General features: G+C 49.8%; 17 protein-coding genes and 1 other RNA gene. 7 read left to right on the top strand and 11 right to left on the bottom strand.

The window, feature by feature from the left end; genetic code table 11:
- Positions 1-62 precede the first annotated feature (62 nt).
- From smpB to ssrA, 3 genes are all read left to right on the top strand, one after another.
- Positions 63-545: an SsrA-binding protein SmpB gene (gene smpB, locus EYC82_RS17260; RefSeq protein ID WP_279250876.1), complete on the top strand. Its 483-nt coding sequence runs from the start codon at positions 63-65 to the stop codon at positions 543-545.
- Between the two features lie 368 nt (positions 546-913).
- Positions 914-4,837, top strand: a complete 3,924-nt coding sequence (locus EYC82_RS17255; RefSeq protein WP_279250875.1) for an AsmA family protein — start codon at positions 914-916, stop codon at positions 4,835-4,837.
- A gap of 106 nt (positions 4,838-4,943) precedes the next feature.
- Positions 4,944-5,334, top strand: a transfer-messenger RNA (tmRNA) gene (gene ssrA / locus EYC82_RS17250).
- Positions 5,335-5,401: 67 nt separating this feature from the next.
- Here ssrA and EYC82_RS17245 read toward each other — a convergent pair.
- The 11 genes from EYC82_RS17245 to EYC82_RS17195 form a co-directional block, all read right to left on the bottom strand.
- Positions 5,402-5,746, bottom strand: coding sequence for a hypothetical protein (locus EYC82_RS17245; protein WP_279250874.1), 345 nt, complete (start codon positions 5,744-5,746; stop codon positions 5,402-5,404).
- A gap of 622 nt (positions 5,747-6,368) precedes the next feature.
- Positions 6,369-7,049 carry a S1 family peptidase gene (locus tag EYC82_RS17240; RefSeq protein WP_279250873.1) on the bottom strand — a complete coding sequence of 227 codons (681 nt, stop codon included), beginning with the start codon at positions 7,047-7,049 and terminating at the stop codon, positions 6,369-6,371.
- A gap of 102 nt (positions 7,050-7,151) precedes the next feature.
- A complete protein-coding gene (locus EYC82_RS17235; RefSeq protein WP_279250872.1) occupies positions 7,152-8,045 on the bottom strand; it encodes a hypothetical protein in 894 nt (297 codons plus the stop codon).
- A 333-nt stretch (positions 8,046-8,378) separates the two neighbouring features.
- On the bottom strand, positions 8,379-11,747 hold the full coding sequence (locus tag EYC82_RS17230; protein WP_279250871.1) for a DUF3427 domain-containing protein: 3,369 nt from the start codon (positions 11,745-11,747) through the stop codon (positions 8,379-8,381).
- Entirely contained in the window at positions 11,744-12,754 is a 1,011-nt protein-coding gene (locus EYC82_RS17225; RefSeq protein ID WP_279250870.1) for an NUDIX domain-containing protein, read from the bottom strand. The genes EYC82_RS17230 and EYC82_RS17225 overlap by 4 nt, the downstream gene beginning before the upstream one ends.
- A gap of 245 nt (positions 12,755-12,999) precedes the next feature.
- Positions 13,000-16,353: an SNF2-related protein gene (locus EYC82_RS17220; RefSeq protein WP_279250869.1), complete on the bottom strand. Its 3,354-nt coding sequence runs from the start codon at positions 16,351-16,353 to the stop codon at positions 13,000-13,002.
- Positions 16,350-17,690, bottom strand: a complete 1,341-nt coding sequence (locus EYC82_RS17215; RefSeq protein WP_279250868.1) for an EH signature domain-containing protein — start codon at positions 17,688-17,690, stop codon at positions 16,350-16,352. The genes EYC82_RS17220 and EYC82_RS17215 overlap by 4 nt, the downstream gene beginning before the upstream one ends.
- The gene (locus tag EYC82_RS17210; protein ID WP_279250867.1) at positions 17,674-18,600 is read right to left on the bottom strand and encodes an OmpA/MotB family protein; all 927 of its coding nucleotides are present in this window, start codon (positions 18,598-18,600) and stop codon (positions 17,674-17,676) included. Before EYC82_RS17210 ends, EYC82_RS17215 begins: the two co-directional genes overlap by 17 nt.
- 14 nt (positions 18,601-18,614) lie before the next feature.
- Complete coding sequence (locus tag EYC82_RS17205) at positions 18,615-20,501, bottom strand: hypothetical protein (protein WP_279250866.1); 1,887 nt, start codon at positions 20,499-20,501, stop codon at positions 18,615-18,617.
- 201 nt (positions 20,502-20,702) lie between these two features.
- A complete protein-coding gene (locus tag EYC82_RS17200) occupies positions 20,703-21,137 on the bottom strand; it encodes a hypothetical protein (protein ID WP_279250865.1) in 435 nt (144 codons plus the stop codon).
- A gap of 204 nt (positions 21,138-21,341) precedes the next feature.
- On the bottom strand, positions 21,342-21,995 hold the full coding sequence (locus tag EYC82_RS17195; protein ID WP_279250864.1) for a HEPN domain-containing protein: 654 nt from the start codon (positions 21,993-21,995) through the stop codon (positions 21,342-21,344).
- A gap of 506 nt (positions 21,996-22,501) precedes the next feature.
- On the opposite strand from EYC82_RS17195, the gene EYC82_RS17190 reads away from it, so the two are divergent.
- The 4 genes from EYC82_RS17190 to EYC82_RS17175 all read left to right on the top strand — a co-directional run bounded on the left by EYC82_RS17190 (position 22,502) and on the right by EYC82_RS17175 (position 25,942).
- A complete protein-coding gene (locus tag EYC82_RS17190; protein WP_279250863.1) occupies positions 22,502-23,089 on the top strand; it encodes a hypothetical protein in 588 nt (195 codons plus the stop codon).
- Positions 23,086-23,823 carry a DarT ssDNA thymidine ADP-ribosyltransferase family protein gene (locus EYC82_RS17185; RefSeq protein ID WP_279250862.1) on the top strand — a complete coding sequence of 246 codons (738 nt, stop codon included), beginning with the start codon at positions 23,086-23,088 and terminating at the stop codon, positions 23,821-23,823. Before EYC82_RS17190 ends, EYC82_RS17185 begins: the two co-directional genes overlap by 4 nt.
- A gap of 57 nt (positions 23,824-23,880) precedes the next feature.
- A complete protein-coding gene (locus EYC82_RS17180) occupies positions 23,881-24,582 on the top strand; it encodes a DarT1-associated NADAR antitoxin family protein (RefSeq protein WP_423243924.1) in 702 nt (233 codons plus the stop codon).
- A 460-nt stretch (positions 24,583-25,042) separates the two neighbouring features.
- Positions 25,043-25,942, top strand: coding sequence for a hypothetical protein (locus EYC82_RS17175; protein ID WP_279250860.1), 900 nt, complete (start codon positions 25,043-25,045; stop codon positions 25,940-25,942).
- Positions 25,943-26,154: the final 212 nt, after the last annotated feature.

The following is a 26,154-nucleotide window of genomic DNA, read 5'->3' as shown; positions in this document are numbered from 1 at the left end:
CGTTACTTGAAAAGAGGAAGATTCACGTTCCCGCCCGCAGCGAGGGCCGTATAATGCGCGCCATGTCCAAGAAGAAACCCAAGAAGCACGACAACGTGATTGCCCGCAATCGGCGCGCCAGCTTTGATTACAAACTGTCAGATGATTTTGAGGCGGGCGTTGCACTGGCAGGCTGGGAGGTAAAGAGCCTGCGTCTGGGCCAGGCGGATCTGGCCGACACCTACGTACTGATGAAAAATGGCGAGGCCTGGCTGCTGGGCTGTCATATTATTCCACTGGATACCGCCTCAACCCATGTGGTGGCCGAGCCGACCCGCACGCGCAAATTACTGCTGAATAAAAAAGAGCTGGCGAAGATACTGGATGCGACCACCAAGAAAGGACAAACCTGCGTGTGCACGCAGCTGTACTGGAAAGGCCACCTGGTGAAAGCACGCCTTGCGCTGGCCACCGGCAAAAAATCACACGACAAGCGCGACACCGAGAAAGACCGTGACTGGAGCCGCCAAAAACAACGCATTGTCAGAGACAATGTAAAGCAATAAGACCACACGCATCGAGTTCGTCTTAAGCGATGCCACGTTATGCACACTCGGTCTATCGAATAATTTGCCCTTTTCACGGATCGCGACCATATTTAACAGTGCAGATGCCGCAAGGCTGAACGCCCCCATCGGGGCTGTTCGTTTCGCAACGGAACGTTTGCACAATGTTATACGGTAACTACCGCCATACTTTCCCATGGAGGAAAGTGCCCCACGGGCAGTGGTGCGCACCACCACCCGCAGGGGCGATTAAAAAAAGTACAAGCCGCGATCGGTCAGCAGTAGACTTGCCGACTGCGGCTTTTTTTTGCTCCGTTCACCCACCTTAGTTGATGCCCACCGGCGGCTGCCCCGCATCAGGTGCCCGCGTGCAGGCCGTGCTTTCGACCACGCAGCGCCACTGCAAACGGATGCCCTCCAGCGGCAATGCAACGTGGCATGCGACACAGCGCGCTGCTACCATGACGCACCCCTACTGTCAGGTCTTTACGTCTGTGAAACGTTTTGTCTTCGTATCCATTGTGTTACTCGGCCTCGGTGCACTGGCACTGTGGGGCAACCGCTTTGCGGCGAGCATGCTCGACCAGCAGCTCGGCCCGCTCCTGACCCGGCAACTGGGCTTGCCGGTAGTCCTCGCCCCTATCGACGCACACCTGCTGCAAATGAGCGCCACCAGCGCACGGCTGGTGATGGGCGACCCAGAGAAACCCAGCGTTGTCGCGACCAATGTGAAAGTTTCGGTGGTAATAACAGACCTGCTGGTCGGCAAAGTACGACTGCGGCATGTCAGCGCCGATGACCTGACGCTGAATCTCTCCCGCTGGCCAAGCTCGGGCAAGCCCCTGCCCGATGACTTCCATTTTCTCGACCCCTGGATTCCCAAAAAGCTCGCTCTGGACAGTGGTCGCTATGTCACGGATAGCGGCGATGCCTACCCTGTGGTCAATGCGCACTGGACGCGCGAGGCGGACGGGAGCTTTAAGATCAAGTGGCATGACGAGCGTGCCGCTGGCACCGCTGCCTACAAAGCAGAGCTGGCCTCGCTGGATGCCCTGCTGTCGCTCGACGCCGTGCGCCTTGCGGTGACGGGCGCGATCAAGCAGGCAGAACATTCGCACTTTTCGCTGAACGCTGCGCTCTCGCCCGGGAAAACCTCGGCCTACACGCTGGACGCCGCGCTGGATGCCGCAGACACCCGCGTGACGGTGCAGGCCTCGGGCACTGCACCGTGGAGCTTACCCAACACGTCGGACAGCCGGCTTGAACAATTGCAGATGAATGCGCTGAAAGATTTTGTAACGGCCTATCAATCCCCCGGCGATGCAGCGACCGCCGAAACATTTCTGGCCAAGCCATTGCCTGCACTGAACCTGTGGTCGCACAAGGGGCGTCTGCAGATAGGTAAACTTGCGGTCGACGGTGAGGCCGTGCGCGACACGACACTCGACTTCACAATGGATGCAAACGGACTGCGCGTAGATTCCCTGCAGCTTGAAGGCCCCAAGGCAAACCTCTCTGGCAAGCTGGCGATCGGCAGCTCTGCGGCGGGATGGGTGGTCAGTCTCGACGCGGCAGTCGACGCCAAACCCGGTGAAGGCGGCATCGGCCCCTTTTTCGCCGACACCGACTGGCACTGGGACGATGGCAGCACACAGCTTAAAGGTAAAGGCACCACCTGGGGCACGCTGCTGTATTCCCTTGATGGTCACGTGGAGCTGGGTGGCAGCCATTCTGGCACCAGCGAAACGCCTGTGAAACTGGAGGCGATGCTGGCCAGCAAGCCCAGCGCATTCGCCCTCGAGCATTTGAAAGTTGATATTGGTGAAGGCCACTTCGAGGGCACCGCCGAACTCTCGGGCACGGGGCAGCAGCGCAAGCTGACGCTGGATCTTAGCGGAGAGACATTGCACCTGGGTTTTCTGTTTGACACAACATCCGAGAACGCCAGCAAGGGTGTGGCCCTCCCTGAATACCTCGGTCTGGTACCCAGCCTCGAACTGGACTGGACGCTGGACATCACCGACGTGCAGGCACCGGGGCTGTCGCTGGCCAAAGCAGATATGCATCTGTTACGCGATGATGTAAAAGGCTCACTGACAGCACATGGCACCGGCGTAACCGGCGGCGCACTCGACTTTGTGTTGAAGGCGGACTACCCAACCGTCGATAATGAGAGCTACTCACTGGCGATGACGTTTACGCGACTGGACCTGCCGGGCATGTTCCAGCAACCCAACTTCCTGCACAGCCGCACATCCGGCACACTGAAATTTGCTGGCACCGGCACAGAGATGGAGGATATTTTCAAGAACCTGCGAGGTAACACCCGGCTGGATATCGAGGTGCGACCCGATAACGATTGGCAACGCAAAGCCCGCGACAACGAGCAACTGAGCTTCAGCGGCAACGGCCGCTTTGTGATTGAGGGCGATGACATCGTGGGGCTGACACTCACCGAGCTCAGCGTGGATTCAGCAGAGCAGGATATCGATGGCAACGTATCGATGGTCGTCACACGCAAGCCCTGGCTTGTCGTTGACCTGACATCGAAGAAGCTGGATCTGGATGCACTGCTTCACCTGCTCCCCGCGAGCCCCGAAAAAGCGGATCAATCCAACTTTCTGCAAACCTTGCGAAAGATGGGCGCCGCGCATTTCAACATTCAGGCGGACTCACTCACCGTGGGCGACGCCCCGATCAGCGATATGGATCTGGCGCTGGCCACCGACGCCGATTTGTTCAAAATTGAGAAACTGGCGCTCGCCAGTCACGGCGGCCGCATGACTGCCAGCGGCGAGGTCGCCTGGAAAAACGAAGATGCCAAGGTAGAGCTGCACGCACAACTCAAGAATCTGGACCTCGACCAGTTCCTCATTCGCGACCCCAACCTGACACCCGTGCCGGTATTTGGTGAAGCAAACCTCAACAGCCATGGCCGCACCGTGTCAGACGTTATTGCAAACCTGTCGGGCAAGGTCGACCTTGCCAGCAAGGCAATGCGGCCCGGCACACAGAATCCGCAACGCGATATAAAAATTTATGCGCGCCGCGTGCCCAAGGGAGTAGAAGCGGAAATAGAGTCCGTGCGGCTGGGTGACAGCTACCTGCGCGGCACGGTTCGGTATGTTAACAGCGCTGTTCCACAGCTGGACGTTACCCTGACCAACGCCACCATTGACCTGGTTCCATGGGAAACCCGTCACGTCGACGACAAGGGCGCCGAGGACAGCTCAAAAAAGTCGAGCGGTGGCATCAGTAAAGTGGCCCGGGCCAGCGCCGGGATGGTTGGCAGTGTGCTCAGAGCACCACTGCGTTTGTTCGGCGGGGATGACAACAGCAAGAAAAAGGACAGGCTATTCAGCGACGACCCCCTGCCGCTGGACGACCTGAAAAAGATCGACGTCAATATTTCAGGCACACTCGACAGCCTCAAAAGCACCGTGATTACCCTGGGCGAGTTGAATTTTACCGCCGAGGTGAAAGAAGGTGCGCTCGATGTCTTCGCGAAATCAGATGCGATCAACGGCGGACAGGGACAGGTAGACCTTAAGCTCAACTCGAATGTGACCCCGGCAACTGCAACGCTGCGCTCGGACTTCAGCAACGTGCGCGGCCTTCTGGATAAGGATACCTACACGCGCAGCGGCTTTGTCGCATTGACGAGCCAGGGGCAGAGCACGGCAGAACTGGCGGCGAATCTCGATGGCCTGTTGTATCTGGAGCTGGGACCGGGCCCCTTCAACTACATGAACACCGCGCTGCTCTCGTCCAATATCGCCTTTGCCGTGTTCAGCGCACTGTTGCCCGGGTTCGAGCAGCAAACGCCAGAACTGCAATGCGGCGTGACGGTCGCAGAATTCAAAGAAGGCAAAGGCGAAACGCCCTACGGCTACGCCATGCGCACCAACCAGGCCAACCTGCTGGGACGCATCAAAATGAACCTGAAGAAAGAAACCATGCAGCTCAACTTTGAATCCCGTTCACGCGAGGGGGTGGGCCTGTCCATCGGTAACGTGATTTCCAACTCAATCGAGGTACGCGGCAGCCTCACTGACCCCCAGGTGGTACCCCGCGCCACCAGCCTGCTGTGGCGCGGCTGGGCCGCCATTATGACCGGAGGCCTGTCCATACTGGCCGAGAGCGTATTGAAACGCGCCATGGCCAGCGAGAACCCCTGCCCGCCCATACAGGATCTGATCCAGAAAGAGATCTGCCCGAAATCGGCAGTGGCGCGCTCCTCGCAGCGCATGTGCCCCAGCGACGACGCCACCCAGGCCGCCAGTAACGGCTAACCCGCCCCACGCGCGGCCTTGAATATCTGCGAAATGCCCATAAATACCTTTTAGGGCCGTAATCACTGATTGCGGCGCTTTTTGCGCTATAATGGCGCTTCACACTGGGGGCGATTCGGATTCGACGACGGTAGCAAACCCTGAGGTGCATGCCGTGATGGTAGCCAATCACGTTAATCCAAAGCTGCAAACTATTAGTTGCCAACGACGACAACTACGGTGCACAACTGGCTGCGTAAGTAGCCCGTTTAACACCTTCTAGTGGCTTCGGCCCTAGCGGTCTTTAGCAAGGTTCCAGCCCCGCGCTATTGACTGTCATACAGAACTGGATCGCAGCTTGTTATGTCCTGGACCAAGCCGCTAAACTTTTTCAGGGCTCGCTAATCACGTCCTGCCCGTTGGGCTGTGTGCGGCTAAATTAATTAACGGGGTCTAAGCATGTAGAGCCAATGGCAGAGCACTGGCGGACGCGGGTTCAATTCCCGCCGCCTCCACCAACTATAGATAACACATTATCATCTAAAGCATAAAATACCCCGAAAAAACAACGATGTAGAGAGCCGATTAGTCACTGGAGTATTTGCTCCCGTATCGCCCGTAGGGGTTGGACGTCGAATCCGGATCGTACGGGTTGGTACTCAAACGGCCTCGGTAGTTGCCGTCGCTGTCGTAGAGCTTTGGCGCATCGGTGGCGTACGGGTTATTGGCCGACTTCGAGCTGTAGCGACTGCCGTACTGTCCATTGGGGTTGTTCACGCTATTGGCGTTATAGCGGCTGCCCGCCCCGTAGGGGTTAGCGGTCGAGTTAACGTTATACCGGTTGCTGCTCTTGTTGCCGATGTATTCTTCAGCCAGGGCATTGGCGCCACATGTAGCGATGAATGTTGCTATCAGTATAATTGCCTTCATCATAATCTCCTGAACTCTCTCTTTCGAAAATATTGGCTAGTGCCAACACCGCCTCGCTCGTTCTCAGGTAGCACTTGAATACAGGCGCTACCTCAAACCGTTCAACGTCGCAGGGTGTGTATCCTAGTGATTTATCGCTAAATGTTTAGAGTGTATGCCCGCACAGGTAAAGTTTTCAGGCATATGTCACACAGACAGAATAGCGCCTGTTATATGGCTACCAACGTACGAGCGTCGGTGCCTCACACGGTGTTATAGCTATCTATCATTAACTGGACAAGGGTATGTCCCTATCTATTGTGCTGATGTTAACCAACACAGCAGAGCCTGTTCAAAGTGCGAGGGGACGCTCATCCTTCAATTGCTATACAGCCGATTGATTGAGGCGTACATCTCATTGATATGGCTCACTAATTAACATTACCTATCTGAGTGTCCCCCCAGTTATACCACCAATGACCTATCAACAAACACCAGAAGAGTACTACAGCCTATGGACCACCCTTCCGTCACCCTCTACGCCGAACACCCACCCAAAGTCTTTGAGATTTCTACCGCCAACGCGGATGGCACCGATACCCCGTTAATAACGTGATACAGCTAAGAGCGATCGTCACAGGTATTAAACAGGGTGTCCTATTGGATTCCGTTGAATAAGCTTAACCGCCTCATCGATATCATACCCAATTGTTAGACCGGTGTTAGCGACTACCGTCCATCCTGTTCGTTCGCCCTCCTCACAAATTACGTCTTCGGCCTCTGTTCGATATCCGGATACTATCCCTGCGACAGAAAACCCAGGATTTCCTGCAGTTTGGAAAACAATCGGGCCTCCCGAAAAGCCTATATTGTTCGTCGCATCTATGTAGATTTTCGCATCACCCGTGCCGTCGTCGAATGCCGAAGACAATATGCCCTTCCTGATAAAGGGGCACGGCCTGCCCTGGAGTGCATCGCCACCATCGGTACGCAATGTATAGGGAAACCCCAAAAAAAAGAGATCTTGGCTTATAACCATGCCTTTAGAGCCTACAGAGAGTGGAAGATTGGCTGGGCAAAGGGTGATATTAGTAGCGAATACTGCCACATCTGCACTGGTGCGAGAGATGCCGACAACCTTTATGGGCAGTGCTTTCCACTCATTAGCGTGGAAATAATCCAGCTCTGGATTCTCGTAGCTTTCTCCTAATAGGTGCCGGGCTGTCACAAGATATTGCTTCCCGTCTACATCGATAACGGTTCCAGTACCATACTGCTCGACCTTGATAAAAAAAACTCTGTTGAAGACGTTGGCGGTAATCAATAATTTCCCCTCACAGTGTCTATAACCCGGCCCCTTCTGGGCCACCTTAGTATTAGTTCGTTTTGGCCATTCCTTCTATCAGTAACAGCAATTGATTAACTGTTAGCCTATATTCTCCTGTCGTATCGAATCGACATAATCTCCATTGGCTAGTAGTAGCACTAATCGAATTCGATACTGATGGAGAATGAAGGCGGACATTTTTTGTATGCGGTTTATCGGACTCTCATTATCATTTCGAAAATCCTCAACAGGTATATCTCCATACTCTGCAAACTTCTCTCGCAATAGACCTTCCAGTTTTCTTAAAGGTATGATCTGTCCTTCGAAAATTGAATGGCGAATCTCAGAAACCAGCAGGTCACTCAATCTCGTGTTAATTTGAGACACCTCCTCCCCAGAGTGCCAAGCAATATCATCCCCTCCAGTCGAATACGAGTAATAGTGATTATCAGTATCTACTCTTTCGTGGGGTATTATTGATACATGATTCTTCAAAAACGGAACATGACCGATATAGGAAACCCATTTATCTTGGTACACTTTTCTATGGTCATACGTGAAGGGACTGGCTCGATATCGATTCACAGAATCGAAGAGCCTGTTGTGGTAGTTCTTTCGATCAATATCGAGAGGCGCCACGTAAAAAGCCTGAGAGTGACCTGTATTTGCATGCGCCATCAACACATTATGCTGAAAGTCGGAAGCATGCTTGGCCTTAGACCGGAGCTTAAAATACAGAGACGGGTCATCCTCTAAATCCGCCTCATATCGGAACTCCCTCACGCTTTCTAACTTACTTTGATTCGCCCTTCCCGAGACCGGAATACGACTTACAGATTTCAAACCATGGGAAACTTTGAACTGCATGAAAAACGCGAATCCCGAATCAAAATATTTTTTATCGGCCCCCGTCAACTGCTCATCAATGTCTAAGAGGCGAAAAGGAGCATCTTCCGAAATCCAACCAAAAAAACTGGCAATGTCAGCTTCCATCTGCTTCTCAGTTAAGTTGCTCCGAAACTTGTACTTCGGCGTCCTCACTACGTTTGTAACTCCTTGTATCTAGATAACAGTGCGGCGAATCATCCGAGGCATATGATTGGTCTTAAACTAAATAGTAGAACGCACTTTATTCATGACACCGCGTGAATCGCCGACTTCTAAAATGAAATGTGATCAACTGAAAACACACTCTAAGTGCATAATAAAATGGAGTATTCGACCACTGCTTGTCATGTACACCCCCATATATACCCCAGAATTCTGCAAGTTGGCATCACCTGCTGCAACGTGATCATGAACGAGCCTGCCCCGCTCAGATAACTACTAACCAGTAAAGTAACTATATAACGATTCAGAAAGAGGCGTTTGAAGCACCCACGTCACATTCATAGGCTTCTCAGAGGCATGACCTTGGTAGTCAACTTGACCACAGTAAGTAAACGGTGCCGCCTTACCGTCTTGAAGTTTATTTTTCCTAACAAATAGATGCACATGGCTACCTTGAGCTCGATGTCCAACTATACCCTTTCCCCTCTTACCCGTCGGGCCTGTGCTATTTTGACTTTGCCAATGAAACGTGTTCCCGTCCATAAAGTAGTCATGATACTGCTCACTCTTATTTTTCCCCTGCTTATTCAACGTGACTAGCAGGATTTGATAGTTAGTATTTCTTGGGCAGACATGTCCTGTTTCCCAGATGGCCTTGTTGAACTCCAATCCAAAAAGCGGCGGAATATCTGCGCGCATAAACGATTGATGTAGCTGTAGCTCTAGTTTATCGATAACACCCTTTAGTCGCGCCACCAGCGCGATCTCTGGTGTCAGCGGCATTTCTGGATAGCTAGGGTTTTGGGCAGCAAGGACGATGTCGCCGCTAATTGTCGTTTCTACATTGCGAACTAAGAATTCATTACCGTAACCTTTTCGATTCTCGGCGATGACCGTTCCAAACTCAGCAAGCCCTGAATCTTTCGCACTCGGTTCACGTATCTCATGTGACATTAGTTGGCTAGGATCGCCGCCGGGTGGCAAAAGCTCGAAAAGAAGATAATCACCATTCCTAATTGGGTGATCACCGCCATTCATTGAGTTCCCAGAGGCCTGAGCAATGAAATGCGTCGCAGGGTCTAATGCGCCATACGCTGAGGGCAAGGGTCGATAATCAATATTAGTGCTGTCGTGTGGGCTTTTCCTAAAATGCCCACAAGCAACTTTTAAGTCTGTGAAGAACGGAACTTCTACCGATGCCGTGCCTAGATCTAGCACTGGCGCACCAGGTGTTTGCTGCTCGATACGAGATTCGTACTGCCTAAAGCGGAAATCAACTAGCTCTTGCACCATCTCAACAAATGTAACCATGTGACTTTGCGCTATGGGGTGCCGAAAGCGAAAAACGTCATTTTCTATCTGGAAGTATGCTGTTGCACTAGAAGCATTCCCTCCTATCCAGGCATTGATAGGGTTACTAGACCAGTACTTAAGCCATCCTTTATCGTGATCTTGAGATATCTCTGAAATCTGTCGATATTTCTCGGGCAAATCAGACAGTAACATTCGGCGCCGCTGAAGAATATCAAAGCTCTTTACCGCTAAAGCTGCTATCGCAGGCGGGTTGGAAAAACCATCTAACTCAATAAGCGCTTCAAGTAGCACAAGCTTAAAGGACTTCACCAACGTGGTTGTTTCTAGCTCCCTCAAGAAATCCTCATACGTTGAGAGGCATTCTATTTCGCTTTCTGCAAGGTCTTTCTCATCTTTCAGGAACGCAAACCATTGCCCAAAATCCCTGCGGATCGTACCTGCACTACCCCCTACACGATAGAACTCAGCTAATGAGGGCCTTCTACCCAATGATTCCTTCAGATTTCGATAGATTTCAACCTGAAGGTCCCCTTTGGTTGAGACCAACTGCTCCATGAAGTCTATCGACTCCAGATCGTAGTTTACAAAACAACCCGCAGGCAAATTCAGGTTTTCTACCCTTATATCCTCGATGAAGGCTTTGCGATCCTTAGTCGTGACACCCACGTTGAACAGCGCTTCGGGTTTTCTGAAAAAGCTGACATGGTTGCCGATGAAATCCAGAACCACCAATCTTTCTTTGCCAGTTCCAGCGCTGTTTCTAAGTCCACGACCCAGCTGCTGTAGGAAAATAATCTTTGATTCGGTCGGCCTTAGCATCAGTACGGTATCTATCGCTGGGAGATCAACGCCCTCATTAAATAGGTCTACCGAGAATATGACCTGCAATCTTCCCTGTTCCAGCAAAGACAATGCCTCGTTGCGACGCATGTCTGAGTCTGAGTGAACTGCAGCCGAATCGATGCCTTGGCGATTGAAGTAGTCCGCCATAAAATCTGCATGCTTTTTGGATATGCAAAACGCGAGCGTTCGACTCTGGTGCTTCTCTTGCCAGTGTCTGAAGTTATGCCTTGCTCGGGCATTAGTTGCCAGTTGGTTTTCCAACTGCTGGGGGTCGAACTTGCCGTTGCGCCATGTAATCTCTTGGTAGTTCACTTCATCAGCAATACCGAAGTAGGTAAACGGACACAAAAGCTTGGTTTCGATGCCATAGAATAGGTCTTTTGTGTAAATAAGGTTGTCATCGCACAGGGCCAGAATATCTGACTGATCAGTTCGCTCAGGTGTGGCTGTAAGCCCTAAGAGAAACCTAGGCTCAAAATGAACTAGCAACTTGCGGTAGGTACTAGCTGCGGCATGATGAAATTCATCAACGACTATGTAATCGAAGTGTCCTCGATCAAAGAGGTTAAGGTGGCTGGCCCGTCCCAATGTTTGAACAGAGGCGAACAGCATATCTACGTTTAGTTCTTTCTCTTTACCATTGTAGCGTCCGACTTTTACATCGGGCCGAATCCTGACGAAAGTCTCCTCTGCCTGCTTGAGAATCTCCTCTCTATGAGCGACGAAAAGCACTCGCTTGGCGTTTATTTGCTGGCTATCAAAGGCAGACAACCAGGTTTTTCCGAGCCCTGTTGCTAAGACGACTAGCCCCCGTCGATACCCCTGCTGCCGTGAGTCTGATAGTGCTTCAAGAGCCTTTAGTTGGATTGCATTGGGTTCAGGTGGAGGCATCTGCTCATCTTGGCCTGGCTCGCTAGCTGGCTGCGCTGTTGAAGCATCTGGAATTCGCTGTGCGTATTCATCAATCCACTCATGCGACAGCGTCTTGCACGATGGATTGGCGTATAGCGTTTCGTATTCGCTCAGAATTCGAGCAAATCGATCATAATCCTCCGCTTGATCGACCTTCAGGTTCCACTCAAGCCCACTAACCAAGGCAGAGTGACTGAGGTTACTGGACCCAATAAACGCACAGCCTTCTATGCCTTTGCCCGTTCCACTGCGGGAAAATAGGTATGCCTTCATATGAAAACTAGTCTTACCCTGACTCTCAAATACCTTTACATCAGCGCCCTGTTCTTGGAGTAGCATTAAATATCTCAACGCCTGCGGATCTGTGACACCTAAATAGTCTCCGGTCAACATTCTGACCCTAGCACCTCGCTCGAGAGCATCTTCCAGCGCAGTCTGTATGAGGCGCACACCCGTCATGCGAATGAAGGCTATTGCGATCGCTATATCATCAGCATGGTTGATCGCCTCTAATAGACTAGGCAGAAACGGATTATCTCCACCGACCGTGAGAGCTGTCTCTGGGAATCGACTCACTCCTGATCTCCACATCTGCGGATAATGGCGTAGATCCACTTTTGAGATTCGCCACGCAATATCATTTCAGAATCCCAGACTTCGAGAATTTCGGCATTCGAGACATTTCCCAGGAGTTGCCTAAGTGATTGGTCTGTATGGTTCGTGAAATACCGTCCCCGGCCATCTACCGAGTGTGATTTCCCCCACTTAAATGACATATAGGCGACCGATTTGCGCTTCAAACCATCAAGTATCCTTTGGATCACATCCCGCAGCTGGTCTTCATGGCAGTGCAACAGGCTGGCAGAGGCCCAGACCCCATCAAACTCCATTTTGTAATCAAGTTGTTGAAACGATTTCACCGCCACAGGATACCCTGTAAATGCACTCGCCCAAGCCGAAACTTCCGCGCTTCCATCCACCGATGTGACGTCATACCCCATCTCGCGGAAGGCTTTGCTGTCTCTGCCCGATCCACACCCTAGGTCAAGAATATGGTCCCCAGGCGAAAGATATTCTAGAAACGGCCTATATAGGTCGCCTACATCAAATTCACTGGTCTCTTCGCAGTACTCGATGGCGTTGGTTGAATAATAACCAACTACTCTTGACCGGGCTTCATACTGTTCTACTAAGGGAATGTCGGCCGGCGCCCATTTCACATCAGCGAGCTGATCAATTTCCAGCCAGCGGATCTCATCATGATCCACCAACTCGAATTTACCAGCAGTATGCTCAACCTCATAGCCCAACAAGCGAACGACTTTTTCGCCATAGTCGTAAACACTCTCGCCAATATAGGCTCCTACTCTGGAGCTGATACTCAATTCTTCGACAAGCTCTCGCTCTAGGCAGCGCTCGGGAGTTTCATTCTCCTCGAGCTTACCCCCTGGAAACTCCCAGTATCCCTCAAGATGCTTACCTGGCGCCCTGCGGGCCGCCAGCACCTTACTGTCTTTTACGATTACCGCCGCGGTTACGTCGATTATTTTTTTTGTCGCGGAGTTTAGTTTGGATTTGGCCATAGCGTTAACCGAAGGATAGATGGGCTTACGCTCTCTTTCACCTCAAAACGGACATTGGCTAAGGGCAGATTTCGGTTTCCGAGGGGCACAAATTTTGAGTCCCTTATCCGACACGCTGGCGTAGCTCCATGAACTTGATGGTAGTTAGCTAACAGTATACATCGGCTGATGCTAGCAGTCACAGACAGCTCGCTTATTCGTGTCGTCGAAGCAGATACACCTTGCGATGTACGAAACGCCAGCTGTCAAGAAAGCCGACTAGCCAACCCTGAACCTGCAGCATTTAGGGTATCACCCAAGCATAAAATCACTGATTTCTCTTCTGCAAGCTCACGCTGTGGTTTAGTGATTCTCTTCGCATTCGTGACTAACACTAGACTATCAGCATCACCGTAGTATGAGGCCGCATTGATAATCTCCTCAACGCCGTTTTTGAGAGTGCAGTCGCTCCTTACCTGCTTACATTGAATAAGCAATTTTTTATCTTCTCGTATGGCAACAAGATCACAGCCTTTATCCCACGAGCGCGGCGTAAGCTTCGCTTGAAAGCCATGATGACTCAGCATTGATGCTATATAAGCCTCAAAATCTTCTCCAGTCTCAAGCTCATATAATCCCTGTTCCGACCTTTCCAAAAAATCTTTCTTCGGGGTATTAGTTTTCAGGCACTCATCGAAAACACTGGACGGGGAAATTTCCGTAGGCACCAACAGCGTGTTAGCCAATTGACGCTTGTGCTCGAGTATGGAGTCTAGAACCACGTCGAAGGACCTTTCCTGGAATTGGGGATGGACTGCAATTGGGCAATAAATTTGCACGTCTTTTCGCTGGCCTATTCTATATGCCCTGTCGTTACATTGATCCTCGACCGCGGGATTCCACCACCGTTCCATATGAAGAACATGATTAGCGGCGGTAAGCGTCAACCCAACACCGCCAGCTTTAGGAGAGACGATAATCACATCAAAGCCAGAAGCACTGTTCTGAAATGCATCAACCCTCTCCTGCCTTGCGCGACCCGATATGGCTCCATTAATAATCATTGGTTGACGCCTCAGTTCGTAGCGCTCCTTGATAACCTGTGCAAGCGGCCCTTGAAAAGCACGGGATTCCAGAAACACGATCGCCTTCTCATTACTCTCCCTGATCGAGTCCATAATCGCAAATACACCGCTCAATCGAGCAGAATCAGCCGAGAATTGCTCTGGATCAGCAGACCATTTCTCTGGTGGATTAGGAGATAAAGAAAACTTCTTAAACGCAGCCAGCGCTTCCACAACGCGAATTTGTCCTGCAGCAGCCTCATTCGCGAAGCGACTATAGATCTTAGCCTGTTTTAAGGGCATTTCCCGAGAAAAACGATCAGCCGGATGCACAATTTTCTGAGGCATGGGTTTTCCGTCTGGACCGGCCTCTGCAAAGACCTCAGATTTCATTCGACGTAATATGGGGCTGGGCAGGCCTTCTTTAGAAACAAGCAATTCCTCATGCAGCGATGCGAGGGATTTGCGAACTTCTTCGTCCGCGGGATCACCGGAAAATGCTTCGATAAAGTCCTTCAAACTTCTTCGAATTAAACCATGAGCAACCACATCCATCAGCACCCACAGATCTGCAATGGAATTCTCGACCGGCGTACCCGATAAACCGAGCTTGAAGTCGGCGTTCAACGATGTGGCAGCCCGCGAAATAAGACTCTTAGGATTTTTAGTTTTTTGGATTTCATCGAGGACTACTGCACCAAAACGGACTTGAGCGAAAGATTGTTGATAATCTCTCTGAGTTTCATACGTCGTCAGCACAACATCAGCCTCACGGAGACGCTCAACATCGAGAAGTGAAATTCCGAAGTCAGTATCCCTACCCTTTCCAGTTTTAAGTGATTTAAGTGCAGATCCATATGCTTTCGTTATCAGACCCAATGCCCCCTCAAGGAGATGCTCCTCGATTTCCTTGAGCCAGTTATTAAGCAGCCCGGTTGGCGCAACGATTAGTAACGGTCTTTTGCCATCTGTCAGGACTTGTTCTTTTAAGACCGACAAAAACACGAGTGCCTGGAGCGTCTTGCCTAGGCCCATGTCATCAGCCATCAAGCCCCCGGGTAGCCCTGCGTTGTAGCACTGAACGAGCCATGCAAGCCCGTCATCTTGATGTTTTAGGAGTTGTGTTGATGGCTTCAAAGCCCGCGGAGTTATTGCAGACACTGCGGTCTTCCTTGGAGAAATCACCGCCTCATATTCCAGCTCCTCAAAGCTGCTCCTGGTTTTGAGCACCAAAGGCCCCGTCAAAGGCGGAGTAACGGATTCAGATTCAGTCTCAGCGGGCTCGGGCAGCGGCGCGTCCGGACGCTCAGGCAATAAGGCTCTTATTTGATCAAGTAGTTGCGTCGAAGCCATCACCTGCTGACCATCGATGTTACAAACCGCTTCACCTATCGCAATCGCATTTGAGAGCGTTTCAGCTGCGTCAGATAGTCGCTCTTTGGGTATAGCGACAGGAGTTTGCATCCCCTCTTGCGAGAAGATCATAATATCCGTACCCCAATCATTAGTTTCCTGGACATAAAACGGAAGTTCGATGGGCTCCCATTTTTCAATGCCTATCACACGGTCAGAAAACTCTGAGGTCTCAATAAAATTTTCTTCGAGTTTGCGCTCGATTTCATCAGGTTTTTCGGAAAATTGGGCAAGCACCGCTCTAGGAGCACTTACAAACGCGCGCTTCACTTCTGCCTTCGCGTGACAAACACCCCGAAGAGCCTCGAGTGAATCGCGAAGATCTGGGTCGATATAAACGTATTCGCCCGACCTGAGAAGAAACGTTCTAGGCAGGCTATTACCGCGAAGGAACTGCTCGGAAAAATCATGACTCTGCTCGGAGCCTAGAATTTGCTCGCTTTCGCTCAGCAGATCACCGGAATCTGAGGCCGCCTCGACTAAATGCCTCGCGAACAAAATCGGGGTTAGTTCTGGATCCGCTAATTCGCCTTGAACCCTTACGGAAAAGGCACAAGCCTGACGAATCCTGATATTTGATAAAGCTTTATCGGGCTCAACCATTTCACTATTCGCTTTTCCCAAAAGTGAGCCAATAACAGCAATCGCTTCAAGCTTTTGATCCGGTGATTTTCCGAGTGACTTTATCACGTTCAAACATTCATAGACCGGCGAGGTCACACGATAAGATACGTTTCCAACCCGAGCGATTGATCCAACCCGCTCGTCTATAAACACTTCTGCCTCTCGGTCCAAAAATTCGACTTCTAACTCGAAGCTATTATCTGCAAGTAGCCCTTTTGAAAAAATTCTGGTTTGATAAGGGAGGGGTGTAGGTAAACCAAGTGCAGTCGCATCTGCATTGCTCAAACCCGCGATAAATTCATGTGGTAGTAACAGGGACGGCTTTAGAAGGTCCGAGTCCGAGAGATCTTGGAAAACTTCCTGTAACGCAACCAGTCCTGTCATTAAAGATGGATTTTCTCCAGCAGACCAATCTGACACTGGAATAGAGACCGTCTTTTTGGAGAAATACCGTCTGGCGGTGCGAGACAAGCTCAGGCGCACACCCGAGGATTGAAGCTCCCATTCGAACGCACTCATACCCGCCTCCTAACACCACCCTTGTTACGAATAATTGTGTGTAATTTGGCTGTCCAGCGCCCCGTTTTGTCATGGATTATGCGATCCTCGCACTCCGACATTAGCTCCTCGTTTCTATAGCTGACTTTGTGAAGCTTGGGCGCATAACTGTTGGTAGATTTCCAGACACGACAAGCACCATCGTGCGACCGTTCCATCACCGTCAGAGCACCTACTTTGAGAAGAAGAACGCTCTGGTCGCGGTTCGCGCCTTTTAGCTTACCGTAGGTGAGGTTCATGATTTCAGCATCGCCCTGCTTCTTCAAGTTGGCCATATGTTCACTCGCTTTTTTTCCGAGCAAAATCCAAGCCTCGGAAACCACGTTCCGATTGAAATAGTCTAACCAAAACGCCTTTCTTCGCGGGAACTGGTGCTGCACCCCCGGCTCAGTAATCGTCTCGTCAATCACCTGAAAAAATAGATTTATTGATTGAAAAACGCGCCAGCGACGAGCTATCTGCATACACGCATCTCTGGTTTTTTCTCCACCAAATGAATTTGGCACAGCTGGCCATTTGCTTTTGTAGATAGATGGATCGGGGAAATTGTTTTCGATGATTTCTCGACACTCTTTGCTCATTTCAGAATCAAGTGCCAGCTTGTCGCCGCCTCGAATGACCCCGATCATGACAGCAACCTCCAAACTTTTACTAACTTTCTTACCCCCTTCCGAGACCAGCTTGATAAATCGCTCCATTTGATCATCAGAGTTATCGCGCTCTGCAACGTAATAGGCCAGCGTGTTGAGTGCAGCTACCGCTAATTTAGTTGTTCCAATTCCGTCTCTAAGCCCTATCTCATATGCTACAGCGGCCTCGTTTTTTTCTATCAAGTGCTCGAATAAGTCTTTTTTCGAAAGCGCGCCGTCGCACACCCCAAGCAGGTCAATAAGCTGCGATTGTGAAGGCACAAGATGTTGTCGGTGCTTTTTCAATTGCTCAGAGACAAAATCACCTAAATCCGTCTCTGGGCAGTAATGGAAAATCCAAGCCCTAAATAGCCGGCGCCAAAAGTTTGGTTTCTCACCTAGACGCTCCAGGATCTTCCGAGCAAAAGAAAGGTTATGGTGCTGAAACTCCGATTCGAAGATACAGTAGGGTAACGCACGAAGTTCCTTCGAGGTCAATCGGGCAGAATCGCTCATAATAGCCGAAACTATTTTGTCAGGATCAAGCCTAACATTGTCCAGCGCCGCATCTGATGACTGCATAGCCCTTGCCCTGTCCTCACAAACCGAGATAGTGGGAAGGACAATTGAAGTGAAATCAGTAACAGAAGCGTTAGTCCATTTCATCATGCGCCCCGCCACCCGCAGAGCCATCCAAATGCTGACGGAGTAATTTTAGACTTCTATAATCATATGGTTGATACATCACGATTCTTACATCTATTCGGCGATTTATTTTTTTTGCGCCAAGATCATCGTTATTTGCTATCGGCCTTTGCTCTCCATAGCCCGACACAGCGATAGCGGGCTCCACACGGATTGCATCTTGAACTGCAGTTAATCCGAAAAAGTTCGCAATTTCTGCACGAAGGCCCGTCACTCGCTCGTACGTATTCGTGGCTCTTCGAGCGGAAAGCTTGAGATTCGAGTCGATATTTGCATCACCTCTCAGTCCACCCGGTAGAATAGCGTCGTTGTCCGTATGGCCTTCGATGTACACTGCCTCTACGAATGCGTTATTCGAATTCGAAAACTCTGTTACTTCATGCTCACATAAGTCGCGAGCTTTAAACGGAACGCCATTTTTAGACAAAACCGAGCATGGAAGGACCTCAGCCAAAGCATTAGCCAAAGTGACCACAGCAGCATCCGTGCGTGTGCCCTCTTCAAACTCGTACTGCCCACTCCCGAATAACACTCCATCGGGAAATCTGAGAACCCCGTTCGAGGTGTCGATCTCAATCTCGGTGAAACCCTCTCTCGCAAAGAAGCTTTTTAACCCTTCCAGAATTTCAGTCCTTTGATTCCCCACTTTAGTTCGATAAGCGCCTAAGACATCGCCCTCACTTGTCTCGTCCTCATCGGCAGAACACTCAGCCGTTAGATCTTCAAACTTCTCCACTTCGATTCTTACTTGAAGCACGAAAAATACGACAAGAATAATGAAAATAAAGAGAAGCCCCACCATTATGTCCGACATAGAGACAAAGAACGACTCCTCTTCATGCTCACCATCCTGATGATTATCTCTCCACGTCATTTATCCCTCAAAACCTAGTTATCAATGCTGTTGCTCGACGGCGCCGAAGCCAATTTCTCAGCAACTGTCTCAAGATCGTCAATTACTCCTCCAAGCTGCCCGATCGACTCCGCAAAACCTTTATCCGTGCTCTGTACGAACCCAGCAATACTCTCGAGAACTCGCTCAGTAGAGCTACTGATGCCTGATATATACTGTTCTAGAGCTGCATCGCCCTGATCAAGTTGAGCAAGCCGTTGCTGGACTAATTCGTTCAAATGAGCCACCGACGCCTCAATCTTTTCGGCACCAGCAGACATCGTTTCGGAGCTAGACCTAATCGCCTCTGATGTCGCCTCAAGGACTTCTCGATTTTCAACAGCGAACTGCGCGAGCGGCTCGATGACAGAACGCAACCCACTACTTGCGCTTGTGAATTGACTGCTGGCTCCGGACATACTATCTGCCGACGTTGATAGAGACGCGCTCACCGCGGACAACCTCTCAGGGAGTTGCACTAAACTGTCGTCTAGGGTTTTTAGATGGTGTGACAAACCGTCAAGGCCTAAAAGCACCCCGGATGAGGCCTGCTGGAAGCTTTGTGCAAATTCGTTGCCTGACTCCGAAATAACGGTTGACGCTGCACCTGTAGCCTCACTAATAGCTGCTCCTACCGCAGCACTCCCTTCGTTCGCGTAGCCGGCTATCTTGCCTTGAAGGTCATCCATTGTGCTCGTTACAGAAGCAAGGCTTTCTTGTATTTTTGGTGCCATGCCTGCAACGCTTTCTCCCAAGTCAGTTGCGACGCTATCCATAGTGGTCTTGAGTGCTTCTGATAAAGTATTCATGCTTTGCTGAAGCTGCGCATCAAAGCCAGCAAGAGAATTAGTCAAAACATCTCCAAGCGACGCTAGCTTGCCGCTCACCTCATTGAGACTGACCGTAACTCGCTCCATTGCATCCTGGCTGGCGCCAGAAATGCTATTGCTTACCTCCTCTCCAATTGATTTTAGTGCGCCCACCTGCTGATCCGTTATTCGCTCGTTATTTTGCGTAATTTCATGTAAAACAGGCTGGATCGCTTGCGTGATGTTCTCACCAATCTTTATTGCCAGATCCGTATTGAACGTTTTCAACTGAACCAACTGCTCTCCTATTAACTCGTTGGCTTTGCTAGCGAGGGCCTCTTGAGTCACAAATCTAACAGCATGTTCAATTTTATTGTTAAGCCGCATAAGAATCCGCTTTAGCGCTGTCGAGTAAGTGCGAAGCCAAAGCGTGAGTACAACAGAAATAAACAAAGCCACGAATGAGGCGTAAAACTTCGCGGCAGCAACGTTAAGCAAGCCTTGAACCGCTTTTTGAACAATCTCAGAGTTTGAGCCGGCCGTGCTCATCGTGTCGCTTGCTTCGCTCAAGGCGGCGATTAGTCCAAGGAAGGTAATCATCAGCCCTATACCGACAAATATATTGGGCCAAACTTGTAGAAAGCTTGGCCCCACTTTTAGCTCTGCACTATTGAGAAAAACATGTGGCCGAATCGTGTTCTCAGCAGGTATGAATTGCTCACCCTTGCGTCTTGGCGGAATCATCGTCTCGCAGAACTCGCTCCATGCAGAAGCAATCCCCGGTATTTTCTTCATGCCCTCGTTGATAACACTATACTCTCTCGCGAAATCGTCGCGAGAATCTATCTTCTTGAAGACTAAAAGCGCCCGCCGAATCTTCAACCAATCTCTTAACCAGAGGAGTGTCGCAATAATAAACACTGCAGCGCCGAGTGATAGGATCAAAAAAGCCAAGCCAGCGCCGACATCAGCCTTTTGCATGAAATCCAGAAGCGGTGCAATCTGACCGCCAAAGAACTTACCAATCTCCGTTATAGCATTGTTGGCCGCATCTAAAATAAGCGGAACCTCCATGTTTTTCGTATTTTTTTAGCTACCCACCATCCGGTGCAAGCATTCTAACAGCTAAACCAAATCATGCCGAGGGCGACTGGAGGCAGCCCGATAGTAACTTATGTTCGCAATTTATGCTCGACCCGGGCGCAATGGCGCGCACTATTAATACTGCGCGACCGACATAAGGTGCCTAATATTCAGGGTTTCTACGACGCCTTTCTACTGACCATAGATCTCCATGCCATCGCCATAGGGATTATTGGGGCTGTCTTTACGATAACGGCTACCCGCTCCATAGGGATTATTGATTGAGTCACTGGAGTACTTGCTTCCGTATCGCCCGTAGGGGTTGGACGTCGAATCCGGATCGTACGGGTTGGTACTCAAGCGGCCCCGGTAATTGCCGTCGCTGTCATAAAGCTTTGGCGCATCGGTGGCGTACGGGTTATTGGCCGACTTCGAGCTGTAGCGGCTGCCATACTGTCCATTGGGGTTGTTCACGCTATTGGCGTTATAGCGGCTGCCCGCCCCATAGGGGTTGGCGGTCGAGTTTGCGTTATAAGGGTTACTACTCTTGTTGCCGATGTATTCTTCAGCAAGCGCACTGGCGCTGCATGTAACGATGAGTGTTGCTATCAGTATAGTTGCCTTCATCCTGTTCTCCCAGACTCTCTTTTTGGAAAATGTTGGCTAGTGCCAACACCGCCTCGCTCGCTCTCAGGTAGCACTTGGATACAGGCGCTACCTCAAACTGTTCAACGTCGTAGGGTGTGTATCCTAGTGATTTATCGCTAGATGTTTAGAGTGTATGCCCGCACAGGTACAGTTTTCAGGCGCATGCGAGGCCTGAAGGCAGAACTATGAAGCGTCCATCACCGGATAGGCGGCATCGCCCCACAAGGTATTGGGGTTATCCATCATTAGCTGAATGATGAAGGGCACCAGTTTGCCTAGGAAGGCGGAGCAATCACGTAACTGCTCTCGATTAACGCTGCTATTCCAGGTTGCCCCACCATGGATCAATTGATTGCGCAGGGTGTACATTCGCGAGAGCACTATAGAGAGCACCGCATTGGTATTGTGCGCCCCCAAGGCTTTATTGGCTGCGACCTTGGCGCGCTCAAATTGCGTCTTCCACTCGCCCTCTTCTACTACACCATTGTGGAAATCCCAAAACGGCTGGTACACGAACTGGTTATCCAGCAAGACACGGATCGACTTGGAAAACTCCGTCCAGATTAAGTTGTAAAGAACGTCGCTCTGATCCAAATCGACCAGTTTTTTCAGGAATTGGCCAAATACTTTTTGCTCAGGATCTCTATCCCGATCAGCAATTTCATTGGCATAGGCCGCGTTGAAGGCAATCCACAGAAAAACAAAGCGGGCATCCTCATCCTCGCACTGTTCAGCGCGGTTTAACCAGCTGAGGGCCCGATGGACGCGCACGCCCAGGTTGACGGGGTATTTGTCACGCTCCGCTCGTTGACGAGTTTTAAGTGCTTCGTAGTCCAACGGTATGTCCCTATTCCGTGTTCAAACGGGTCCAATATAGCAGAGTCAGCTCGAATTACAGGGAGTGGCCGTTATTCAACTGATATGTGGCCAACAGAATGAAGCGCGCAAGGAATTGAGAAACAAGGAGTTAGACTTTATCAAATCGCAAAACACCCCCATAAATGCACCATTCGGAACAAAACCAGGCTAATTACAGACTACTAATTATCTGAAGGGGCTTACGGCCGCTTTCGTCCACCAACAGTCGTTGCCGCACATATTTGTGATTTACGCGCCTTTGTTATGCACAAGTTCAAATATCGGCAGTAGCCTGCGCAACCGCGAATTCAGAAGTCAAAAGTGGGGAATTTACTGTTGATTAATTGCGAAGACTTAGCCTGGTGAAATTCATGTACACTAAACCTAGCCTCAAGTTTGAGGGAAACATAGAAGAACTGGGGGAAGTAATTATCTATGCAGAACTCCAATGCAAGTGTGCTGCAGTTCAATAAGGCGTCTATTCAATGAAAAAAGCTCGCGCATTGGTATTCAGCGGAATCGCTATAACTGCGATATTACTCGGATTAGCTACAACGTATGCATATGGCAATTGGGTTAGTCATCCACGCTACTGGAACGGGACAATTATGCGTGTCCAGGAAAACCAATACGCTTTAATTGCAAGTATATTAAGAAACTCAACGGGTGATGCCTCCTTTAGCGCGAATTCGATCGATTGGCGCGCCATGTTTGAACCGACTGATGGCCACCTGTTGATAGAGGTAAAAAATCTAGGACAATTAAAGTATTCAAACACCAACGATCGCTTCGAGCGAGGTATGAAATTAGGTTCAATCGAATTAGATGAAGGATGGGCGCTGAATATTTTTCGTTACATGCCACCGTCATGGAATCGCAGTTACATTCGGTGGCTTAAACAACCCAAACGCTGGCTAGAACCGTCCTTCGATCCGATAACAATGCCATTCCTCTGGTTTTCATCGATCTATGCACTAGCTTTACTTGCACTGGGCTTCGTAGTGAAGTCTCGTTATTTGGAACATGATGTATTAGTTGTGCTGAAGAGAACAGAGAGTAAGTTTCGCCAATGAACCTTGCATTTCACCGTGACTTAAAAAAACTGATACTTCGAGCGTTTAGTGGTGAGCAGTTTCAACCAGAACAAATTGCTCAGAGCCTAATAAAAGCACAGCGTCGGCCATGTGGTAAACAGGATGCAGCTGAATTCAAAGAGTGGCTTGCCAACCGTGGCATCCAGAGGCTTGTGCATTTTACAGAGCTGAAAAATGTGCCGTATATTGCTCGATATGGCCTCATTCCCAGAGAGTATCTAGAGCAAGAAGTAGTGAAAATGGCACTTGGAGCCGGTTTTTCAGATGCCCAGCGAAGTGATGGCATGCGTGAATACAATTGCCTGTCATTGACATCTCCCAATTATCGTATGTTTTACAAAAAACGCACCGAACAAAAGCAACGCCGCTGGGCAGTAATCGAGTTCAATCCGGAGGTGCTAACTGAATTTTTCTTTCAATTCACGCCCACTAACGCTGCAAGCGGTTGTTTGCCCGAGGCGGGTATCAAAGGGGCCGAAAACATGTTTGAGTTGCCGCAACTTCGAAAAACCTTGGGCCTGGAACCACCGGAAACCACTGATCCTCAAGCAGAGGCACTCTGTGACAGTATTCTGCCTATGCGTGCCATCAAAAACATCTTTGTGGACAATAAAGAAGATGCAGATTGGCTCGTAGCACACGAAGTCGCAGCTGTCATTGAACGCCATTGGTTTAAACCTCGGCGAGATTATTCCTATTGGAGAGGCAATTGAAAAACCCAATTACCGGTCTATTTACATGCAAGTATTTATTAGCCTAGAGAGCAAATAATGGCGGAACGACCTGTTTACATGCCAGACTATAGATCTGAGTTGCTCGTTGAAACCAGATTCGTCGAGTTTACTTGGCATCCCGGGATGGCACCATCACAAAAAATGAAATCCGTAGAAGAGCTGCATCATGCCGCAGTAGAAGCAGGAGTTTGTTGCCGCCCACTTGAAATTTCTAGTAAGTCTGCTGAAGAGCTTGGAATAGAATTAAGCGCGTTTAACCTATCTGTAAAAACAGAGAAGCAAGGGCGCGAGTTCACCGTAGAAACAGCTTTTCAAGCAAGTAAAGTATTTAAAAATGGAGGGCCATTTAAAGAACTACTTTATGGGTCTTCACTTGCAGCCAAAAAAGACCCAAGACTTAAACAGTCTGGCAGTCTTATTAGATTTGAGTTTTTTGGCGACAGCTGGGCTTTAGAGCCAAAGACTGCATTTTATGATTGGCTTTACTTGAACGCTTTGCGGAAGAACAAAGGGGCTATCGAAAAATTAGATGACTATGATTCATTTACAGATATTGAATTCAACCCAAAAAAATCTATTAACTGCCAAGCGCACTCGGTTGCACTTTTTAAGTCACTCAATGGTAGGGGTTTACTAGATGACGCACTAGAAAGTCAGGAATCTTTTCTGGAGGTTGTTGGTGGAAGGCCTGTAAACAACGCAAATGAAAATACTCTCGTTCAAAGCAGCTTGTTTTAGAGGCTAGCGAGCAGCTGCACACGAGCGAGTTACAGCCTTTTTATGCGCTTAATAACAAGTTGTTTCACACTAAGTGCAAGCGAAAGCAGTTGAGCCACAAACGCGGTCAGGAACTGGGCATGATGAATGGGTTCGCCGAGTGCTACCCAGCATCGATAATCTACGACGTGAAATTGGGGGGGGTACAAATGGGGGTATATTCTATTTTCTAAATTGTTTAATTATTCTATATCAATAATTTATATATATTTTTCAGTTGACGCCGCCTCCACCAAATTTTAGTAACGCACTGGCTTACGGCCGCTTTCGCCTAATAGCGGGCGTTGGATTATACTGATTTGAACATCCGCTCCCGACCCCAATAATAGGCATCGTTGCATCGATGTTCGACTAGGATGGGCATTCAAGGGTGCACCGCACGGCTACTTCCCTTAACGAATAACAAAGGTTGGAACCAAGTATGTTACAAACCACGCTCAAACTCGCTGTTTCGGGTTTTCTACTTATGGCCCTGCTGTCAGGCTGTAGTGATAGCGGCTCGGATGTACTCGTTTGCGACAAAACCTGCGAGGCAGGTGAACTTGCCGCGTCACTGTCCAGCGACCATACGCCGGCAAACGAAGCTTTGCTGCTTTCATTAATTGAGAATGAACTCGGCAGTGAGCCGTTCTATCTGGTGGAATACTGGCGCCTCGATCCGGACAATCCGGAGGCTGATGCATTGCTTGCTCAATATAGTGAGGAGCTGGCAAGTCAGCTGGAACTGGTTGGCGCACGTTTAGCAGTTGATAACGCCGTGTTCAGGCAGCTCAATAATACCGAAGAGCGCGTATGGAACCGCGTAAGGTTAGTTTCTTACCCGAGCCCACAGGCTTTTCTCGACGTCATTCAAGCCACCTCCTATCAACAGGCCATTCAATTAAAACATCAGGCCACACTAGCGGTGCAGAGCCTATGGATTGAAACGGTATTCGCAACGCCCGCAGTTGATCCCTTTCCCGAGAAGCAAGAATTTTACAATTCGAATCTTCTTACGGTACGAGAAGTGGCGCTCTACCCCGATGGCACCAGTCGAGGTTTGACCGGTGCCGAAGCCCAGCAACGGTACAACGATGTGGTAGGAGTAATATTTCAGGAGATTGGTGCCTATCCGGTTTTTCAGGGCTCCGTGGAACATCTGGTACTAGGGTTTGATGATGAATGGGAGATATATAATCTGGTGTATTACCCCAGCGTGCCGGACCTAATCACCATGTCTACCGACCCGCGGTTCGTGGCGGCCCAACCCAATAAGGGCGCGGGCCTATCGCGCAACAGCGTAATGATGACTTTGCCGTTGGTAGATCCAGAATTTCCATAACTGCGGTATTGCGAAGTTGGGTAGTAGCACCTGCTAGAATCAGCACACTCCACTACTGGGTCAGAGATAGTGAATGGGGCCGCTTTGAGGTGAAAGCGGCCCTTAGGTAAACAACTAGATATTGAATGTCAGGGCCATTGGTCAACCGCACAAAAGGCAATCCTGACACAGTCTACAATTGAACCTTTGCGCTGATGAAATCCGGGGGCATA

This window comes from Candidatus Marimicrobium litorale (genome assembly GCF_026262645.1).
Classification (GTDB): Bacteria; Pseudomonadota; Gammaproteobacteria; order Pseudomonadales; family Halieaceae; genus Marimicrobium; species Marimicrobium litorale.
Note: the sequence above shows the minus strand (reverse complement) of the source record. Positions and strands in the feature narration are given on the sequence as shown.

Bases quoted from the DNA above. Each gene is read 5' to 3' on its own strand.
- EYC82_RS17185 (WP_279250862.1), top strand. From the start codon at position 23,086: ATGAACCTTGCATTTCACCGTGACTTAAAAAAACTGATACTTCGAGCG.
- EYC82_RS17225 (WP_279250870.1), bottom strand. From the start codon at position 12,754: ATGGCCAAATCCAAACTAAACTCCGCGACAAAAAAAATAATCGACGTA.
- EYC82_RS17220 (WP_279250869.1), bottom strand. From the start codon at position 16,353: ATGAGTGCGTTCGAATGGGAGCTTCAATCCTCGGGTGTGCGCCTGAGC.
- EYC82_RS17235 (WP_279250872.1), bottom strand. From the start codon at position 8,045: ATGGAAGCTGACATTGCCAGTTTTTTTGGTTGGATTTCGGAAGATGCT.
- EYC82_RS17200 (WP_279250865.1), bottom strand. From the start codon at position 21,137: ATGAAGGCAACTATACTGATAGCAACACTCATCGTTACATGCAGCGCC.
- EYC82_RS17180 (WP_423243924.1), top strand. From the start codon at position 23,881: ATGGCGGAACGACCTGTTTACATGCCAGACTATAGATCTGAGTTGCTC.
- EYC82_RS17210 (WP_279250867.1), bottom strand. From the start codon at position 18,600: ATGACGTGGAGAGATAATCATCAGGATGGTGAGCATGAAGAGGAGTCG.
- EYC82_RS17245 (WP_279250874.1), bottom strand. From the start codon at position 5,746: ATGAAGGCAATTATACTGATAGCAACATTCATCGCTACATGTGGCGCC.
- EYC82_RS17215 (WP_279250868.1), bottom strand. From the start codon at position 17,690: ATGATGAAATGGACTAACGCTTCTGTTACTGATTTCACTTCAATTGTC.
- EYC82_RS17175 (WP_279250860.1), top strand. From the start codon at position 25,043: ATGTTACAAACCACGCTCAAACTCGCTGTTTCGGGTTTTCTACTTATG.
- smpB (WP_279250876.1), top strand. From the start codon at position 63: ATGTCCAAGAAGAAACCCAAGAAGCACGACAACGTGATTGCCCGCAAT.
- EYC82_RS17205 (WP_279250866.1), bottom strand. From the start codon at position 20,501: ATGGAGGTTCCGCTTATTTTAGATGCGGCCAACAATGCTATAACGGAG.
- EYC82_RS17190 (WP_279250863.1), top strand. From the start codon at position 22,502: ATGAAAAAAGCTCGCGCATTGGTATTCAGCGGAATCGCTATAACTGCG.